This window comes from Vibrio sp. 2017_1457_13 (genome assembly GCF_030851525.1).
GTDB classification, from domain to species: Bacteria; Pseudomonadota; Gammaproteobacteria; order Enterobacterales; family Vibrionaceae; genus Vibrio; species Vibrio metschnikovii.
Genome location: NZ_VHTA01000002.1, coordinates 292,953 through 311,388, shown reverse-complemented (window position 1 = coordinate 311,388; position 18,436 = coordinate 292,953). Strand labels below are relative to the sequence as shown.

Annotated in this window: 15 protein-coding genes and 2 tRNA genes; 9 read left to right on the top strand and 8 right to left on the bottom strand. The window is 43.9% G+C overall.

The window, feature by feature from the left end:
* Nucleotides 1-61: 61 nt before the first annotated feature.
* Nucleotides 62-637, bottom strand: coding sequence for a mechanosensitive ion channel domain-containing protein (locus tag FKN88_RS03890; RefSeq protein WP_154170749.1), 576 nt, complete (start codon nt 635-637; stop codon nt 62-64).
* 576 nt (nt 638-1,213) lie between these two features.
* Here FKN88_RS03890 and FKN88_RS03885 point away from each other — a divergent pair.
* The 7 genes from FKN88_RS03885 to FKN88_RS03855 all read left to right on the top strand — a co-directional run bounded on the left by FKN88_RS03885 (nt 1,214) and on the right by FKN88_RS03855 (nt 7,750).
* Nucleotides 1,214-2,038, top strand: a complete 825-nt coding sequence (locus tag FKN88_RS03885; RefSeq protein WP_202598167.1) for a tetratricopeptide repeat protein — start codon at nt 1,214-1,216, stop codon at nt 2,036-2,038.
* Between the two features lie 308 nt (nt 2,039-2,346).
* Nucleotides 2,347-4,257, top strand: coding sequence for an arginine decarboxylase (gene speA, locus FKN88_RS03880; protein WP_004396694.1), 1,911 nt, complete (start codon nt 2,347-2,349; stop codon nt 4,255-4,257).
* Nucleotides 4,258-5,184, top strand: coding sequence for an agmatinase (gene speB / locus FKN88_RS03875; protein ID WP_154170747.1), 927 nt, complete (start codon nt 4,258-4,260; stop codon nt 5,182-5,184).
* Nucleotides 5,185-5,417: 233 nt separating this feature from the next.
* Nucleotides 5,418-6,584, top strand: coding sequence for a D-alanyl-D-alanine carboxypeptidase family protein (locus tag FKN88_RS03870; protein ID WP_154171212.1), 1,167 nt, complete (start codon nt 5,418-5,420; stop codon nt 6,582-6,584).
* 283 nt (nt 6,585-6,867) lie between these two features.
* A complete protein-coding gene (locus FKN88_RS03865) occupies nt 6,868-7,212 on the top strand; it encodes a helix-turn-helix transcriptional regulator (RefSeq protein ID WP_004396691.1) in 345 nt (114 codons plus the stop codon).
* 351 nt (nt 7,213-7,563) lie between these two features.
* A tRNA-Leu gene (locus FKN88_RS03860) sits at nt 7,564-7,650 on the top strand.
* 26 nt (nt 7,651-7,676) lie between these two features.
* Nucleotides 7,677-7,750: transfer RNA gene (locus tag FKN88_RS03855), tRNA-Cys, on the top strand.
* Nucleotides 7,751-7,929: 179 nt separating this feature from the next.
* On the opposite strand, the gene FKN88_RS03850 is transcribed toward FKN88_RS03855, so the two are convergent.
* Nucleotides 7,930-9,510: a BCCT family transporter gene (locus FKN88_RS03850; RefSeq protein WP_154171211.1), complete on the bottom strand. Its 1,581-nt coding sequence runs from the start codon at nt 9,508-9,510 to the stop codon at nt 7,930-7,932.
* Between the two features lie 328 nt (nt 9,511-9,838).
* Here FKN88_RS03850 and FKN88_RS03845 point away from each other — a divergent pair, with 328 nt between their 5' ends.
* Nucleotides 9,839-10,312, top strand: a complete 474-nt coding sequence (locus FKN88_RS03845) for an NYN domain-containing protein (protein WP_004396689.1) — start codon at nt 9,839-9,841, stop codon at nt 10,310-10,312.
* On the opposite strand, the gene FKN88_RS03840 is transcribed toward FKN88_RS03845, so the two are convergent.
* From FKN88_RS03840 to trxC, 3 genes are all read right to left on the bottom strand, one after another.
* Nucleotides 10,301-10,492 (bottom strand): DUF2986 domain-containing protein, encoded by a 192-nt coding sequence (locus tag FKN88_RS03840; RefSeq protein ID WP_004396688.1) that lies wholly within the window; start codon nt 10,490-10,492, stop codon nt 10,301-10,303. The genes FKN88_RS03845 and FKN88_RS03840 overlap by 12 nt on opposite strands.
* A 102-nt stretch (nt 10,493-10,594) precedes the next feature.
* Nucleotides 10,595-11,749 carry an MFS transporter gene (locus FKN88_RS03835; protein ID WP_115152604.1) on the bottom strand — a complete coding sequence of 385 codons (1,155 nt, stop codon included), beginning with the start codon at nt 11,747-11,749 and terminating at the stop codon, nt 10,595-10,597.
* Nucleotides 11,750-11,942: 193 nt separating this feature from the next.
* Nucleotides 11,943-12,377: a thioredoxin TrxC gene (gene trxC, locus FKN88_RS03830; RefSeq protein ID WP_154171210.1), complete on the bottom strand. Its 435-nt coding sequence runs from the start codon at nt 12,375-12,377 to the stop codon at nt 11,943-11,945.
* Between the two features lie 186 nt (nt 12,378-12,563).
* On the opposite strand from trxC, the gene FKN88_RS03825 reads away from it, so the two are divergent.
* Nucleotides 12,564-13,655, top strand: a complete 1,092-nt coding sequence (locus tag FKN88_RS03825) for a ketoacyl-ACP synthase III (protein WP_154171209.1) — start codon at nt 12,564-12,566, stop codon at nt 13,653-13,655.
* 91 nt (nt 13,656-13,746) lie between these two features.
* Here FKN88_RS03825 and glpC read toward each other — a convergent pair whose 3' ends face one another.
* The 3 genes from glpC to glpA are packed head-to-tail and all read right to left on the bottom strand — an operon-like array spanning nt 13,747 to nt 17,929.
* Entirely contained in the window at nt 13,747-14,973 is a 1,227-nt protein-coding gene (gene glpC, locus FKN88_RS03820; RefSeq protein WP_154171208.1) for an anaerobic glycerol-3-phosphate dehydrogenase subunit GlpC, read from the bottom strand.
* The gene (gene glpB / locus FKN88_RS03815) at nt 14,970-16,283 is read right to left on the bottom strand and encodes a glycerol-3-phosphate dehydrogenase subunit GlpB (protein WP_154171207.1); all 1,314 of its coding nucleotides are present in this window, start codon (nt 16,281-16,283) and stop codon (nt 14,970-14,972) included. Before glpB ends, glpC begins: the two co-directional genes overlap by 4 nt.
* Nucleotides 16,280-17,929 carry an anaerobic glycerol-3-phosphate dehydrogenase subunit A gene (gene glpA, locus FKN88_RS03810; RefSeq protein WP_158145509.1) on the bottom strand — a complete coding sequence of 550 codons (1,650 nt, stop codon included), beginning with the start codon at nt 17,927-17,929 and terminating at the stop codon, nt 16,280-16,282. The genes glpB and glpA overlap by 4 nt, the downstream gene beginning before the upstream one ends.
* Between the last annotated feature and the right edge of the window lie 507 nt (nt 17,930-18,436).

Below are 18,436 nucleotides of genomic sequence, written 5' to 3'. Positions count from 1 at the left end.
GATACACGGTTTGGACATCAAAGGCTGATTATTCAGCCTTTGATCAGGGTAGCGGTGAACATCAATCAATACTTCGATGTGCTAGCTTTGGTAATTGTTTTTTTTGTGTTTTTTTGGCACTTTTTTCGGGAGCTTTGGCGAGAACCACAACTGGACGAACAATAAATAAATTATTCGGGTAGAGAACTCGATTACCGTCTAAGGTTTCGAGTACGACATTAAATAGCGTCATATCTACCAATCGTCCTTCGATAAAGTTACCCCCATCGATGATTTTTACCCAAGATCCGATTCGGCAGTGATTTTGGATAAACAGCACTAAGAAGGAGGTAATATTACTGAGTAAAGACCAGCTTGCGAATAAAGCCACCCCGATCAAAGCAAACAACGAAGAGCCGATCACCAATAGCCCACGTAATTCGATCCCCCAGATCATCATGATCCCTAAGAGAATCATCACAAAAAGCGAGGTTTTGAGTAGCCATTTAACCCGCTGTAATCGGTCACTATCTTCCCGTTGCCCAACGGTTTTATCCAATACCCGCAAACTCAAAAAAACCAGTTTAGGATAGAGCAGTAAGATGAGCACAGAGAGTGCCCATTGGTAGTTATCTTGTAATAAAGAAAGCACTTGCATAATACAGTTATCCTCTTCCTACTTGAAACGCAGCGATGCTGGCTAGGTTCGTTGCTCTCCAATCGTATGGTTTATCTATCTTTATAGGGATGATGAGAGTCATGCTCGACTCTTATCTGTCGCTTACCTGCAACGGTAAGTGATGTGAGATGAATCCATTAAATGGCAGTGAAAATAACTGAAATACACGGAATTTCAATCGAATTCTTTTCGTGGAGGTAGGATAGAGAAAGTATAGATAGAGTTCGAAACAATTTTTATGCTGCTTGTTAAGCGTTTTGATGATTTTTTGACTTAAATTTGTTAATATTAACGCTTAATTATAAAAAATAGGCCCGTTTTTTGGTTGCTGATGCTTTGAATTGAAATGTTTTCCATTGGCATCTCCAAGTCATATAAGGTGAGTGGTGGATGAACAGGGTGTGTATTTCCATGATTCTGATGATCATGTGATAAGTCGAAATCATGCCGTTAATATCGACACCACTGCAAGCTAAATCAATCGCTAAACGAAACGTGGCAGTAAAACAGTAAGGAGCGTAGTACGTGCGACACATTTACCGAATAATCTTTGCCATGGTGATGCTGATAGGGTCAGTCGCTTGGGCACAGGAAGATCGTGAGCCGCCATATTCAGAATCGCCACTTTTGGATAGGCCATTAGTCGAACGTTACATCCTCGATGAATTGAGAGCATTACGTCAGGATCAACAAGATTTAGAACGTCGCTTAACCATTCAAATTACCGACCGTGAATTGTCCGTCGCCGATCGGTCACTGAGTTATTCTAATGTTACCGTGACTTACTTTTTCTATGTCATTGCTGGTGTGGCTTCTTTAGTGGCTTTAATTGGTTGGCAATCGCTGCGTGAAGTAAAACATAATACTCGGGAGATGGCCGATAAAAGCATTAATAAAATCGCTCAAGAATATGAACGTAAGTTTGTCGCTTTAGAGCAAGATTTAAAGCGAAAAAGCCGGATTATCACTGACAATAACCGTGAAATTGAAGTGATTAATGAGATCCATAATTTATGGCTGAGATCGCAAAGTGTGCAGACGGCAGAACAGCGAATTGAAGTGTATGACGAAATCCTCAAAATTCGTCCTGGCGATCTCGAAGCGTTAACCTATAAAGCTGATGCCGTTATGGAAATGCAAGAATATCACTGGGCGATGAGTTTATGTAACCGAGTGTTAGAACTCGATGACGATAACGGGCCTGCGTTGTATCAGCGCGCGTGTGCTTATGCTCGTTTAGGCGCAGATGAACAAGCGTTGGAAGATATTCAACGGGCGATAGAGATAAGCCCTTCAATGCGCGATTTAATTCTTGAAGAGCCCGATTTTGAATCGCTGTACAGTAACAAAAACTTCAATGCGTTAATCAACCACAATTAAGATTGTCCTTTGGTACTTAAAGCCGCGATAGCGATTTGGATAATTTTGGCGATTTAACAACCAAATGGCTCAGGCTTCTCTAATCGATGAAAGGCGTTCATTGACTGTCTATGGAGCGATGGAATACGGAGGTTTTTATGATTTTTGCTCATTGGTGCTAGCCATAACTAAAGCTTGTCTTAACGACAAATTATTATCATTAGACACACCCTCTCTTTTCACCGATAAAGCGCGTGACATTTAGGGTGTCAGGTGTGATGGCATGATGTGGCTGTCACTACATTCTCTCTGTTTTTGTGAGATATCAAGTGGAAAAATCATCCAAATTAGATCGTGTTCGTGCGGACTACAATGTTCATTATTGGAGCCAAGGTTTTTATGGCATTGATGACCATGGTGAAGTGACCGTGTCACCAAGAAAGGATAATGCTCATCCGACCGCATTGAGCTCGATAGTCAAACAACTTGAAGCTCGTAATCTTAATCTTCCGGTATTGGTTCGTTTCCCACAGATTCTGCACCAACGTGTGCACAATATTTGTGACGCTTTTAATCAAGCGATTGAAGAGTGTGATTACCCTAATAAATATTTGTTGGTTTATCCGATTAAAGTTAACCAACAAAAAGAAGTAGTGGACGAAATATTAGCCAGTCAAGCTGAACTCGAAACTAAGCAATTGGGCCTTGAAGCAGGCAGTAAACCCGAGTTGCTCGCCGTGCTAGCGATGGCGCAACAAGCCAGTTCAGTGATCGTTTGTAATGGTTATAAAGATCGCGAATACATTCGTTTAGCGTTAATCGGTGAAAAATTAGGTCACAAAGTTTTCATCGTTTTGGAGAAGCTTTCAGAACTCGACCTGATCCTAAAAGAAGCCAAAAGTCTTGGCGTGAAACCTCGTCTAGGACTCCGTATTCGTTTAGCGTCGCAAGGGGCGGGTAAATGGCAATCCAGTGGCGGTGAAAAATCCAAATTTGGTTTAGCGGCTTCACAAGTGCTAACGGTGGTCGAGCGTCTGCGAGCTGAGAATCAACTTGAAGCTTTGCAACTGGTGCACTTCCATTTAGGTTCACAAATGGCCAACATTCGTGACGTACGTAATGGGGTCAATGAAGCTGCTCGTTTTTATTGTGAGCTCAGAGAGCTTGGTGCGCAGATCGATTATTTTGATGTCGGCGGCGGTTTAGCGATTGATTATGATGGTACGCGAAGCCAATCATCGAACTCGATGAACTATGGTTTACAAGAATACGCACGCAACATTGTCAATGTTGTTGCTGATATGTGTAATCTGTATGAGCAACCGAAACCGATTATTATTTCTGAATCCGGTCGCTCAATCACCGCTCACCACGCGGTGTTGATTACCAATGTTATTGGTACAGAAGCGTATATGCCTGAGCAGATCAGCGAGCCAGAAACGGATGCGCCGGTGCTGATGCAAAATATGTGGCGTAGTTGGGAAACCTTACGAGAAGGTACCGATGCACGTGCATTAATTGAAATTTATAATGATACGCAAAGTGATTTATCAGAAGCGCATACTCTGTTTGCTTCGGGCGTGATCAACTTACAACACCGTGCATGGATTGAGCAGCTTTCACTGCGTATTTACTATGAATTACGTTTGAAAATGAGCACTAAGAATCGTTTCCATCGCCCCATTCTTGATGAGCTGCAAGAAAGATTAGCGGACAAATTCTTTGTTAACTTCTCTTTATTTCAATCATTACCGGATGCATGGGGTATTGATCAAGTGTTCCCTGTGCTTCCTTTGTCCGATTTACAAAATGTTGAAGATCGCCGTGCCGTCATGCTAGACATCACCTGTGATTCAGACGGTGCGATTGAGCAGTACGTTGAGGGGCAGGGGATTGAAACGACTCTTCCCGTGCCGGCTTGGTCAAAGGATAAACCGTATTTAATGGGCTTTTTCTTAGTGGGTGCTTATCAGGAGATTTTGGGTGATATGCACAATCTGTTTGGTGATACCCACAGTGTGGTGGTCAATATTACTGACAGCGGAGACGCGGAAATTACCTCGATCAATGAAGGCGATACCGTAGAAGACATGATGCGCTATGTGCATATTGATGTTGATGCGATTCGTGCTAATTACCGTCAATTGGTCAGCCAACGTGTGGCGGCCGCAGAGCAAGAGATTGTTTTAGCAGAGCTAGAGCAAGGCTTGAGTGGTTATACTTATTTAGAGGATTTTTAAATGAATGATTTGTTTACGAAAACTGATTATTCACTCTACTCCAATGCGATGACCTTTGTCCGTCGTCCGTATGTGAGAAACCCGATTGATAGCGATGCCGATGTGGTCGTACTGGGTGTGCCGTTAGATATGGCGACTTCAGGTCGTTCTGGCGCTCGTATGGGGCCAGATGCGATTCGTCGTGCTTCAGTGAATCTTGCTTGGGAAGGAAAGAAATTCCCATGGGATTTCAACTTATTTGCCCAGACGAAAGTGATTGACGCTGGTGATTTAGTGTTCGATTGCGGCGATGCGGAAGATTTTACCTATCGTCTTGAAGCGGCGGCGGGTGAAATCATCAAAAATGGTAAAACCTTGTTGGCTCTCGGGGGCGATCACTTTGTGACCTTACCGATTTTGCGTGCTCATGCTAAGCAGTTCGGCGAAATGGCGTTGATTCATTTTGATGCACACACGGATACTTATGCTAATGGCAGTGCTTATGATCATGGGACGATGTTTTATCATGCGCCGAAAGAGGGATTGATTTCCCCTAAACATTCGGTGCAAATTGGTATTCGTACTGAGTATAAGCAAGAAGGGCATGGCTTTAATGTTATCAACGCGATGCAAGCCAACGATATGTCGGTGGAAGAGATTGTGCAGCAAATTCGCACTATCATTGCTGATAAACCGGTATATTTAACCTTTGATATCGATTGCCTCGATCCAGCGTTTGCTCCGGGCACAGGGACACCGGTGTGCGGTGGACTTAATACCGATAAAATTTTGAAAATTATTCGCGCGTTGAAAGGTATCAACTTAGTCGGGATGGATGTGGTTGAAGTCGCTCCTGCCTACGATCAAAGTGAAATGACCGCGCTAGCCGGTGCTACCATCGCACTGGAATTGCTGTACGTTTGGTCAGCCAATCAAAATAAAGCCTAAATTGTTTGGCTGCATCTACTTTCAAACCGAGTCATCAGGCTCGGTTTTTTGTTAACTAACGCACACATTCTCAGTGATAAAGGCGAATTGTTGGCACTTTTCGCTTTTCCAGTGGTTAAGTATGGGAAGGCTTGTTACGTTCATTTACACTACTGTAAGAGTGAGTAAAGAAAAACAGGGTAATCTAGTCAGTTAGTTATACTATTTTTCTCTTTGATTTTGGGATGCGAGTTATGAAAAATATCAAGTCTATTGTCGTTTCTGCGACGTGCTTGTCTTTTATTCCCCTAGTAAGTAATGCAACACCGATTGTGGTACCCAATCCTCCGCAGCTTTCTGCGAAAGGTTATGTCTTGATGGATTACCATACGGGTACGGTTTTAGTTGAACACAATGCTCATAATAAATTGAATCCAGCGAGTTTAACGAAACTGATGACGTCATACGTTGCCGGACAAGAAATGAAGCGGGGTAACATTAGCCCTGATGATCAAGTGGTGATTAGCCAAAGAGCATGGGCGAGAAACTTTCCCGATTCCTCAAAAATGTTTATTGAGGTAGGCACGAAAGTCAATATGATGGATTTGTATCGCGGCTTGATTGTTCAATCTGGTAATGATGCGAGTGTGGCTATCGCAGAACATGTGGCTGGTTCTGAAAATGCGTTTGTTGATTTAATGAATTCTTGGGCTGCAACGCTTGGGCTAACGAATACGGCGTTTACCAATCCGCATGGATTAGACAGTTCAGGTCTATACAGTACGCCTTATGATATCGCTAAGCTGGCGCAAGCGATTATTCGTGATCTACCAGAAATTTACCCGCTCTATAGTGAAACGTCGTTTACTTATAACGGCATCACTCAATACAACCGTAACGGTTTATTACGTGATCGGAGCATGAATGTCGATGGTATGAAGACAGGGTTTACTAGCGGGGCTGGTTTTAGTCTAACCACCTCGGCGACCAATGGTAACATGCGTTTGATCTCTGTCGTTATGGGTTCCAATAGCGCTAAAGGCCGAGAAGCCGATAGTAAGCAGTTGCTAAGCTATGGCTTCCGTTTCTTTGAAACCATAGCGCCTCATCAAGCTGGAGAGCCGATTGAGCAGGCGAGAGTGTGGATGGGCAAAAAAGATCAGTTACCTGTTGGGGTCGCTGAGACAACCTATTTAACTGTGGTTAAAGGTGAATTACCTAAGCTCAGTGGCTTGATCGAAATGAATAAGGATTTACAAGCCCCGATCCAAAAAGGTGATATTGTTGGTAAAGTGATTTATCAAGTCGATGATCGCAAGGTCGGTGAAGCTTCCTTGGTGGCTTTAGAAAGCGTTGAGCAAGGCGGTTGGTTTAAACGAACCTTAGATAGAATCAAACGTTTATTCGCAAGCTGGTTTTAAAATCCCTTCATCATGAATGACACAGCAGAGAAATTTTTTCTCTGCTGTGTCTCTTTTCTATGTATGGTGATGCAAAGGAGGTTATCGATATCTCTAGTGCTCGCTCATCCTATTTATCGCTTGATCAATGTATTTAATGAGCTAGCTATCGTCAGCGGTCGAGTGATATTAAAAATTAAGTTAAATAAATTTAAACAGACCTTAACTTCCCACTGACATCATCACGAATCCTTTTTGTCATCCTGTGCAATGATTACCTGTTGCACTCGTTAAAGGATAAATAATGGAGTTTAGCGCTGAAGACCGCCAAGCCTTATACAACGTATGGATGTCACAAAAAGCCAAAATGCATTTAACTCAGATGCAGATGGCGAAACGACTCAACTTAACCCAAGTAGAGTTTTCTCAACTTCTGCGCGGTGATAGTCCTTTGTCGATGACTTTTATTAGCCAGTTTTGTCGACATTTGCATATTGAACCCCATATGGTGATACCAAGTTTAAAAACGGCGGCTGCTTATAATCAGCAAGCGATCAGTTTAACCAGTCGTGTGATCATTGATGGTGATATTCAGCATGTGTCAATAGAAGGTAATCAAGTGATTATTGAATATGTTCATTATGCTTAATGGTTGTAAAGGATAAGGTCCGGTAGTCTAAAAATTAAAAAAATTCTGATGGGCTAATACATTGAGGCTGCAATGCTGATGGGGTGAGATGATGTGGTTGGCCCCATCATCATCAAGTAATGCAGAAATCTTACTTTTATTTTAAAGCATCAATCTAGAGAATAAAGCCTACTCGGTGTTTGAACTTTGTTCGGTTCGGTTGTCTATTATACCGCTTGGTTCATTTATTGATCACTTGATTGATAAATCACATTTTTTTATTGACCTTGCTGAGGAATACGGTAAAGTACGCCTCGTTCTCAGGGCAAAGCCCGAAAGAGCAGATGGTGTTGCCATGCCGCAATTTGCGTTGCCCTGGTGGTGAAATTGGTAGACACAAGGGATTTAAAATCCCTCGACTTTCGAGTCGTGCCGGTTCAAGTCCGGCCCGGGGCACCATCAGCCAAAATAGAAACTGATACAAAGGCGCGTTGGCAGAGTGGCCATGCAGCGGATTGCAAATCCGTGAACCTCGGTTCGACTCCGGGACGCGCCTCCATATTTTTAAGTAACCAGCCTAGATGCTGGTTTTTTTGTCTCCGTTGTTTCTACTTTTTCATTTATATCGCCGCGATATTAATCTCTCTATATAACTTAATGATATTGAGTGCGGATATTCCAATTAGAAAAAAGCCAGCCTATTAATCGTGGCTGGCTTTTTTATTTTGATCAGATGGATTAAGAGTAAAGCGCTTGCTCGGTTCTTAATCCTTTGATTAAGCTTACACACATCAGTAGCAATACAAAGCTAAAAGGCAGAGCTGTGGCGACGACGCCGGATTGCAGCGCTTGTAGCGCCTCTGAGCCCCCAACCCAAAGTAGTACGGCAGCAATTGAACCACCGACCGTTGCCCAGAATATACGTTGTAATACCGGAGCATCCACTTTTCCTCCTGCGGTAATACTATCGATGACCAGAGAACCAGAATCGGCTGAAGTAATGAAAAAGATCAGGATCAGTACGATCGAGATCAGCGATAAGGCGTTACCGAGCGGTAATTGCTCGTAGACATGGAATAATGTTAACGAAATATCGGTTAATCCATGTGTGCCTAGCTCACCGATTTGGTTAGAGACCTGCTCTAAAGCGATCCCACCGAACACCGACATCCAAACGATGATCAGCAAGGTTGGAATAAATACCACCGCAAGAATAAATTCACGTACCGTTCTGCCTCGTGATACCCGCGCAATAAACATGCCGACAAAAGGTGACCATGATATCCACCAAGCCCAGTAGAAGACCGTCCAGCCATGCATCCAGATTTCATCATCACGACTATGGGGATTACTTAGGGGAAGAATGTTTTTTACGTAAGCCATGAAGGTCGCAGGAATCGATTGTAGCGTGGTATTAAAGCTAACACTGATAATAAAAATCAATAAAGCGAGAGCAAAAGCCATATTGATATTACTCAATACTTTAACGCCGCCGTTGATACCACGTACCACCGAGATGATGGCAATCAAGGTCACAAAGACAATCACGGCAAATTGCATCCCGATCCCACCTTGGGTACCAAAAACGTAGTTAATACCACTTGTGGCTTGTTGAGCGCCTAAGCCTAATGAAGTCGCTAAACCAAATAAAGTGGCTAATACGGCCATAATATCAATAATATGACCGAGCCAGCCCCATGCACGGTCACCAAAAATAGGATAAAACACGGAACGAATGGAGAGTGGGAGGCCTTTATTAAAAGAGAAAAAACCTAATGCTAAGGCGACAATCGCATAAATCGCCCATCCGTGAATCCCCCAGTGAAATAGCGTTGCACCCATGGCAAGAGATTTTGCTTCTGGTGTATAAGCCTCGACATTAAAGGGCGTTCCCCACCAATTGGTATAATAAGCGGTTGGCTCAGCGACACTCCAAAATAATAAACCGATGCCCATGCCTGCAGCAAAAAGCATCGATAGCCACGATATTCTGGAATGATCAGGGGCTGCGTCTCGTCCACCAAGGCGAATTTTACCTAAAGGGGAGATCATTAATCCCATAGCAAAGAGCAGGAAGAAATTGGTTATCCACATGAAATAGGCATCAAAATGTTGAATAATGCCATTTTTAAGTGTGTCGAGTGCAGATTTGGCTATCTCCGGACCGACCCAGATGATGGAGATAAGAAACAGTAGAATGAATCCGGCACTAATACCGAAGACTGGATTATGAACATCAAATCCCCATTTTTGTACATTGTCTCTACCGACATGGTAATCGGTCGTTTCAATGCTGTATTTGTTAAAAGCGTTTTGCATACGATGACTCAACAAGTGCTTCGCATTCGTCACTCGTCTACGTGTAGACAAGTGATGAATACGTCAAAAGGTAAATAAATGATTAGAGTACAAATCATTTTTCGATGCAGATAATAGCGACAATTTTGTTTTAAAGTCAAATTTATAAATTTTTATGCTGTTTAAAATACTAAAATAGTTGCTTATTTTATGCGAGTGAACATTGTTCGCTGTGGTAAAGTTTGCATCATCGGTGGACGAAGTGCGATTGTTGATAGTCCGCTCTCGTATTTCCGAAAACGCCAAGTCATTGGGGCTATGTTGAATTTGATAAAATAAGCAGGATGAGATGGAAAAAATTGCCATTTTGGTTGATGTACAAAACGTTTATTACACCTGTCGAGAGCGATACGGGCGTCACTTTAATTATAACCAGTTCTGGCAACAAGTGACTCAAGGCCGTCACGTATTTAAAGCGAACGCTTATGCGATTGCCAGTAAAGAGCCTCAACAGCGGCAATTTCATCATATTTTACGCGGTGTAGGTTTTGAAGTGATGCTAAAGCCTTTTATTCAACGTAGTGATGGCAGTGCGAAAGGAGATTGGGATGTGGGAATTGCGCTTGATGCCTATGAGCTAGCTCAGCAAGTCGATACGGTTGTTTTAGTGTCCGGTGATGGGGATTTTGAACCCTTGGTTGAACGTATTCAGCAGCGCTTTCAGGTTAAGGTTGAGGTTTATGGTGTACCAAGACTGACGGCACAAAGTTTAATTGATGTCGCCAGTCAATTTGTTCCGATAGAGCAAGCTTTATTGCTGTAATCCGTTATCCGCCTGCTGTTCAGCATCGGTAGTTACGGTTTCTAAAGCGGCTTGTTCTGCTTCTAATTTGGCGCGCTCCGCTTTAGAAATATAACGAGGTTTATTGGTGCCATGTAGCTTGGCGTTTTTCTTTTTAAGATGCTTTTGTAGTGTTTGATTAATTTTCTTTTTACGGTTCATGCTTCTGTGCTCGATGACGATCAATTTAGGGCCAAGTGGCCCTAAAGCCGCGCAGCATACTGGTTTTTAAGGGCGAACTCAATCAAGTTTATTGCGTGTTGTTTATTCTCCAGCTACCCATTGACGTTTGGTTTTCACGCTGGCCAGCAGCATGTACAAACAAGTGATCAATAACGTCACAAAAAGATAACCAAGTAAGCTTTGATTGGTGTAGATAAACCAATCAGCGATAACGGGCCCTAATACAGAGCCGATACTGTAGCTAAACAGCATCACTTGAGTGGCTGAGACAATGTAATGGGCATCTAATTTATCGCAGCCTAAATTAATCGCAATCGGGTAGAGAGCAAACGTTGCCATACCGAGCACAAACAAACTGATCGCGAGAAGCGTAACGCTACTGTCTAATAATGGTAATACCGCCGCAGAAGCGCCTAATAAACAAAAGAAAGCCATTAATAAGGTTCTGCCAAGATGCTTAGATAGCCAAGGAACAATCGGTTGTACGACCATCGCGCCCAGAATAATTAATGCCATTAAGCTGCCGATTTCTGAGTGACTAATGCCACGTTGTGTCAACTCTATTGGCATCAGTCCATAAATAGCGCCCAATATCAGCCCTGAAACTAAACAGCCAATGATGGCAGCATGACTTAATTTGGTCATTTGTTTCCAAGACAGACTTTGTCCTGCTTCGGTAGACGGTTGATCAGATTGACCAAAGATTAAAATCACCGTTGCGAAGCATAATAAGGAGCCAATCGCAATAAATGGGATTAAGCCATTAACGCCTAAGTATCCAATCCCTAATTGTCCCATCGCTGTACCGCCATAGAGCGATACCATGTAAATACCTAATCGTTTTGCGCGGCCACTTTCATTACCATGCAGTAACCACGACTCAACTACAACGAATACCCCCGCAACGGCAATGCCAGCGATAAAACGTGCACCAAGCCAAGTTAGACTATTGGCAAAAACGGGCAAAATCACGATAGACGTTAACAGCACTAATAGACAGCCAATGAAAGTATTGCGATGTCCGAAGCGATTGACTAACTGCTCCATAAACAGCGCGCCGAGCAATAAACCGGCATAAAACACACTGGCTAGCCAACTGGCTAAAGAGAGTTCCAACCCATAATGTGGCAGCATGAGTGGGATGACACTCATCAAATATCCTGAAGCGACGGCATACAGTGTGAGCGCAATAACCGGTACTGAAATACGATGAACGGGAGAAGTAATCATGTCCATAGTTATCGCCTCGAATTAAGAATAGGACTGGGTTTCGCGGCGAATATGGGACTTAAAAATAGAAAGGTAAAACGAAAAATAATGCTCATGACGATAAAATAAATTTATCAAGTCATAAGCTATGATTAAGTGTAGTAAAGTTGGCATAATCGGCGGTGAAATGCCAACTTTAAATGTTATTTTACGGGATAATTTATTTGGTTAATGCTTGGTTTAGCCATTGTTCAAACTGACTTTTTGGTAACGCACCATTGAGAACATCGACTCTTTTGCCTTGTTTAAAGACCATCAGGGTGGGAATGCTACGAATCTGATATTTTCCTGCCAACGCCTGTTGAGCTTCAGTGTCGATTTTTATAAATCTCACTTGCCCTTGACGTTCGGCGGCTACGTCATGAAAAATGGGGGCAAAACCGACACAAGGATTACACCAAGGAGCCCAAAAGTCGATGACGACCGGTTGTTCACTGGCTAATAGCGCTTCTAGATTATCCGCTGTACCTTCAATCGGAGCCCCATCAAGCAGTGCGGCTTGGCATTTTCCACAGCGCGGGCTTTCAGAAACTCGGGCTGTTGGGATACGATTAAGCCCATGGCAAGCTGGGCAGCGAGTGGTGAACGTTGACATGGTTTCCTCTTTTAGTTTTGTTGCTTTGCCGATCAGCGCTTAACGTGATTAGGCAAATCAGCGTATACTAGTCGTTTTGTTAGGTGAATGCGCTTAACATCGCCAATAATAAATGAATGCCTATCTCCTTGCTATTTGATTAATCTCACCAGTAGCAAGAGCATAACAACGAAAAGCAGGATTATAATGACTCAATATTATGCTGAAATTACCGGTTGGGGTAAATGTTTGCCACCGACCACGCTCTCAAATGATGATTTAAGCACCTTTTTAGAGACTAATGATGAGTGGATCCGCACTCGCACTGGGATTGAATCTCGCCGGATTAGCCACGTGAATACCTCAGAGTTAGCTACCGTAGCGGCTCAGCACGCGATTGCTTGTGCCGGGATTGACGCTCAAGAGATTGACTTGATTATTGTTGCCACTTGTTCGCCCGATTCTCTCATTCCTAATATCGCTTCAAAAATCCAGCAGAACTTAGCAATAGATAGCGCAGCCGCTTTTGATCTGAATGCTGCCTGTACCGGGTTTATCTACAGTTTAGAAACTGCCACTCGCTTGATGCAGGCAGGTCGCTACCAACATGCTTTAGTGATTGGCGCAGAAAGACTGTCTTTTTATATTGACTGGACCAAACGCGATACCGCCGTTTTATTTGGTGATGGTGCCGGTGCGGTAGTGTTGAGTCGTACAGAGCAACCGGTTGGGTTACAAGAAGCCAAAATTGGTTGTGATGCTCAAGGGCGTGATATTTTGGCGGTGCCGAAGTTTGGTAGCTCAATGGATCGCTTTGCTGCCGACAATGGTTATTGGGCATTTGATTTCGTTGGTAAAGAGATCTTTAAAAGAGCCGTTAAAGGCATGGGCGCGGCGGCGGCGCAAGTGTTAACCACTAGTGGTTTAGCTCAGCAAGACGTGGATGTGGTCATCCCACACCAAGCGAATATCCGTATCATTCAAACGTTATGTGATTTATCGGGTATTAGCCAAGATAAAGCGTTTATTAATATTCAGAAATACGGCAATACGTCGGCGGCAACGGTGCCGATTGCCCTGTGTGAAGCATTGGAACAAGGTAAGATTCAACCCAATAATAACGTGTTACTCGCCGCGTTTGGTGCAGGATTAACTTGGGGCGCTGGCCATATTAAATGGGGCTCACGGGTAACGCCTCTGGGCAGTAGTGATGCACAATTACCATCCTGTGAGCAAAGCGCACTGCAATTGCTAGAAAAAGCGATTGAACATTGTCAGCAGCGGCCACTATCTCAATAGCCGCTGAGCAGCAATGGCAAATCTGTTCGGTGTCCGTGGATTAGCGTCATCGTTGATAGCCAGCGTCAATGGATACGCTGGCTATCGTGTTTTAGGCTAACGCCATTGCCAGCAGTGTGATCGGGTGAATGCTTTCGGCGGTGGTGTTTTCTTCTATCTGCCATTTACAGGTTTCACAGTCAGTGACCGCAAAATCTGCCTTGGCCGTGTTGATCGACTCAAATAGGTGTGAGCCGATCTTCATTGAAACATCGTAGTTTTCCGCTTTAAAGCCATAAGTGCCCGCTAAACCACAACACTCACTATCCAAAACCACCAGCTCTAAACCTGGGATCATTTTCAGAAGTTCAATCGTAAAGATAACATTACCACTGCGCTCCAAATGACAAGGAGTGTGATAAACCACTTTGAGGTTAACGGGTTTCATCTTCGGCGCATTGCCACTCATAAACTCTTTGAGTAGAAAACGCGTGACATACTCAATGCTTGCCACCACTTGGCTATTATCAACGCCTAACACATGCGGATACTCTTGTTGCAGAGTAAAAGAGCAGGTCGATGAGGTTGAGAGTACCTTAGTCTGTCTCTCCAAGACGGCCGTTTCTAAGCTTTTGACATTCAGTAGAGCATTACTGCGCGCTTTATCGTGAAAGCCATTGGCAATCAAAGGTACGCCGCAGCATTTTTCTTTATCCAACAAGCTGACGCCGATGTTCATCGCGTTCATTACCCGAACAAAGTCTTTCCCTAACTGAGGATGATTGTAATTGACATAGCAACCATGAAAGTAACTGACTTGGCGGTTATAGCTGGCTTGCTGCTGTTTTTGTTGTTTGAACCAACCGCGAAAGGTGCCATGAGAATATTTCGGTAGGGCTTTGTGATCATGCACACCGATGGTTTTGTGCATGATTTTTTTGACCAGAGGTAGCGAGGTGGCAAAATTGACGACTGGTGCAAAAGGCGTAGCGAGGGAGCCAAATAAATCGGTATGACTGAGCACATAATCACGCATTAACTTCGGATTGAATGGCTTTTTACCATACTTGCCTCGTGCCACGGCAATCAGGTCGCCAATCCGCACGCCAGAAGGGCAAGCGGTTTCACAGCGCTTACAGTTGGTGCACAGTTTTAGTAAGTCATCGTAGTATTCCGCGCTTTTGATCCGCAAACGCTCGCCATCTGGGCCGCATTGTTTTGGCCCAGGGTACAGTGGATTCGCTTTAGCAACGGGGCAGTACACGGTACACACGGTACATTTGATGCATTGATCAAATGAGGTGTTTTTCGGTGCATTGGCAATAAAGGAATGATTCATACCAGAGCCTCCTGAGTTGAAGCTTGCGCTTGCCATTGAGCGATAATTTGTGACGTAGCATGATAAGCAGTTGCAATCGCGACGCCACCACCACAACCTTCAAACACCGGATCATAACCTGCGAGCATAGAGCCGCAGCAATAGAGGTTATGGATAGTCTCACCTTGACGGCTAGGGTTTAATGAGGCGGTCGTTGTGACGCCAAATGTCATAAAAGGGTGAGAGCACTTAGCAAAAAAGTCATGATTACGCCATTGTGCCCGCTCTTGAGCACTTTCAACGTCGAGTTGGAAAATAGGCTCACTGATCCCCTGATGATTAGCGGCTAAGCCCTGACTAAAATAACTTCCTGTCGCCATGAGAAAATGATCAGCATAAAGCGCCATATCGGTCAGGTTTTTGGTGTATATCGCGTTCAATCGATGGTGATTAAACTCGCCTTTGGTGACTTTATCGCCTTTTAAATGTATACCACCAAGGGATAAGAAAGCACGACTGAGCGACTCCTCAATCCGGATCCCCATCAAAGAAGGTGGCATGGTCGGAACTTCATGCAAGGACAATCCAGTAGTGGCGTGTAATTTATCGAGTAGGTGCAATCCGTCACCGTTACCCATGATCGCTGGGAGAATTACCAAATCATCACCGGTGGCTACTTGCGTTAATTGATCACAAAACGCTTGCCATGCCGAAGGTTTTTTAAGCAACCTTGCAATATCAATTGAGCGCAGTTCATGAGGATTATGGCGCAGTTCAGCAAAACCAGGAATCGAGATCGAAACAATGGTACTGGCAATGGTCGAAAATTCAGGTAAATAACGTAAGTTATCTTGTAGCATCGGCGGTTGAAAATCGCGGTAACCTTCGATGGACACCAACACAAGCCGTTTAAAATCGCACTGTTTTTTATGTTGATATACATAAGGCTGCGAAAGCCAAGTCGCTTTAAGCGTTCCCATTGAGGTGATCCGCTGATGATTACTGTGATCGGCTTGATGACTTAATGGCATCCCATGTTGCTGAAGAGTATGTTGAAACCACAGTAATCCTTGCTGGCTGATCGCTGCTCCAACCTTACTGTAAGGATGTTCCGGAGCTTGTTGAGCGAGCTGTTGGATTGCTTGAAAAGGAAACTCAACGGCGCTACCGCAGGGTAGTTTACCTAAGACATCAATCGAACCTGATGAAAAATGCAGCGCGCTTTGTCCTTGGCTGATCAGTGCGGTTTTTAAGCCTGCTTGTAAGCAGCGGATCCCTGCACTATAACCTGCAATCCCAGCGCCGATAATGATCACGTCATACTTCATCATAGCGTTTCCTCCTGGCTCGATTGAATAGAAGGATGAGGAAGATCGCTGGCACCCAATAATCCTTCATAGATCCAATAACTAAATTCTGCCTCGCGCAGTGCATCTCCCCAGAAAATCGGTTTAATGCCTTTCCAGCGCTCTTCTAAAAATTCCACCAACAGTTGGCTTGATTGTTGACCAGAGACACCGCCATAGTCTTGAAATAAACTGGCGGCTCGGTAACTGCATAATTCACCTTGGCATGGCCCCATGCCCAGGCGTGTGCGGCGGCGTAAATCGACGAGATTATTAACATCTAACTGCTTAATCGCGTATTCAATCTCACCCGCGGTGACCATTTCGCATTCACAGATGATGGCTTGGCTTTTACTGTCTGCCGATAAAAACTGCTCAGCTCGCTCACCGTGACGATAAAGCGCCGATTCATAGACGGGTTTTGCTAAGCTGGCGGTTTTTTTGACCGGCTTTTCGGCTTGATTTGAACCAGGAAGAGGGCGGGTATGGGTAGAGCATGCCACCGTATTGCCCAATTTTTTGGCAACCATATCGGTGGCCCATTCGGCCATTAATCGATAGGTCATCAATTTGCCGCCAGTAATGGTGGTTAGCCCTTTCAGGCCATCGCGTTCTTGGTGGTCTAACAATACAATCCCGCGGCTGATATTGCGTCCACTACCATCATCATCGACCGCCACTAACGGTCTTACCCCTGCGTAGGCACGTAATACCCGAGTGTTGGCCATGATCGGAGCCAATTTCGCCCCTTCAGAGAGCAAAATATCTACTTCTTTCTCGCTGACGTGTAGATTGTCAATCTGGTCGTAGTCAATATGTTCGGAGGTCGTGCCAATCAAAGAAATGGTATCACCTGGGACTAAAATATCGGCATCGGAAGGTTTACGACAGCGATTAATCACTAGGTTATTGATGCGATAGTCGAGAATGAGTAGCGATCCTTTGGCTGGGAACATCTTGATATTCAGATCAGCATACTCACAGATATTTTGTCCCCAAATTCCAGCCGCATTGATCACTTGCTTAGCAACAATATTAAATTGACGATGAGTACTGAGCTGCAGGCAGTGAACGCCGAGTACAGTATCACCTTGGCGAATAAGACCAGTAACTATGGTGCGGTTAAGGATCTGTGCACCATGCTCTTTGGCATCAAGTACATTAGCGGCACATAATCGAAAAGGGTCTAAGGTACCATCGGGGACTTGTACGGCACCAATTAAAGCAGGGTTAACATTCGGTTCAAGACGTAGCGCCTCTTTAGCGCTGAGTTGTTTGGTGGCAATGCCCGCCGAGTGGCAAGCGTTAATAAAGGTTTCTTGAAACGCAATATCATCTTCGGGCAGTGTGATGAACAGGCCTTCCGTTGCTTCCACACAGTGCTTAGCAATCTGTTTTAAAATTAGGTTCTCTTGGATACACTCTTTAGCAGACTCATGGTCAGTGACGGCGTAACGAGCGCCAGAATGGAGTAGGCCGTGGTTTCTTCCGGTTGTACCTGAGGCGATATCGTCTTTTTCAACCAGAATGCATCGAATACCACGCAAAGCGCAATCACGCATAATCCCGGTTCCCGTCGCTCCGCCACCGATGATCACCACATCGGTTTCGATGGTTTGCTTCGTTGTCATGCTCATGACCTCTGCCTTAATTATATTTACAATAAACTTACCATTAGTGTGCCATTTTAAGTTGAATATGTTCGATAGATTGCTCACAAAAGTTCGAACGAAAGATTTTTGGTGAGTGGTTATCGTCAAGTTGCTTATAGATAGCAAATGGCTAAACAAAATAGATGGGATTAGATGATTTTTATTTACTTATTGTTCACATGAGTTTTCGGCAGGCAAGCAAAGCAATATAACGAATGTAAACGCAAATTTTTGAATACGAGTGAGTAAAAAGTGCCATTGTTCTTGATGTTAACTGTCGCTCTCTGCTCTACCATTCATCAGTTTTGAGCTTTTATTTTGATATGTTGCCGACGTTTATATTAATTTTTTCGGATATTTAGTTGTAAATATGTTGTTCATCGTTCTTATGATATTCATCTCACCACGTGAGCGATGGTCGCTAAGAACGACGATTTTTAACCATAATGGCGAGGTTTTCTGAGATCAAAATATGGCTCTAATTAA

Bases quoted from the DNA above. Each gene is read 5' to 3' on its own strand.
- FKN88_RS03825 (WP_154171209.1), top strand. From the start codon at position 12,564: ATGACTCAATATTATGCTGAAATTACCGGTTGGGGTAAATGTTTGCCA.
- FKN88_RS03870 (WP_154171212.1), top strand. From the start codon at position 5,418: ATGAAAAATATCAAGTCTATTGTCGTTTCTGCGACGTGCTTGTCTTTT.
- FKN88_RS03850 (WP_154171211.1), bottom strand. From the start codon at position 9,510: ATGCAAAACGCTTTTAACAAATACAGCATTGAAACGACCGATTACCAT.
- glpB (WP_154171207.1), bottom strand. From the start codon at position 16,283: ATGATGAAGTATGACGTGATCATTATCGGCGCTGGGATTGCAGGTTAT.
- trxC (WP_154171210.1), bottom strand. From the start codon at position 12,377: ATGTCAACGTTCACCACTCGCTGCCCAGCTTGCCATGGGCTTAATCGT.
- FKN88_RS03865 (WP_004396691.1), top strand. From the start codon at position 6,868: ATGGAGTTTAGCGCTGAAGACCGCCAAGCCTTATACAACGTATGGATG.
- FKN88_RS03845 (WP_004396689.1), top strand. From the start codon at position 9,839: ATGGAAAAAATTGCCATTTTGGTTGATGTACAAAACGTTTATTACACC.
- glpA (WP_158145509.1), bottom strand. From the start codon at position 17,929: ATGACAACGAAGCAAACCATCGAAACCGATGTGGTGATCATCGGTGGC.
- glpC (WP_154171208.1), bottom strand. From the start codon at position 14,973: ATGAATCATTCCTTTATTGCCAATGCACCGAAAAACACCTCATTTGAT.
- FKN88_RS03840 (WP_004396688.1), bottom strand. From the start codon at position 10,492: ATGAACCGTAAAAAGAAAATTAATCAAACACTACAAAAGCATCTTAAA.
- FKN88_RS03885 (WP_202598167.1), top strand. From the start codon at position 1,214: ATGGTGATGCTGATAGGGTCAGTCGCTTGGGCACAGGAAGATCGTGAG.
- FKN88_RS03890 (WP_154170749.1), bottom strand. From the start codon at position 637: ATGCAAGTGCTTTCTTTATTACAAGATAACTACCAATGGGCACTCTCT.
- FKN88_RS03835 (WP_115152604.1), bottom strand. From the start codon at position 11,749: ATGGACATGATTACTTCTCCCGTTCATCGTATTTCAGTACCGGTTATT.
- speB (WP_154170747.1), top strand. From the start codon at position 4,258: ATGAATGATTTGTTTACGAAAACTGATTATTCACTCTACTCCAATGCG.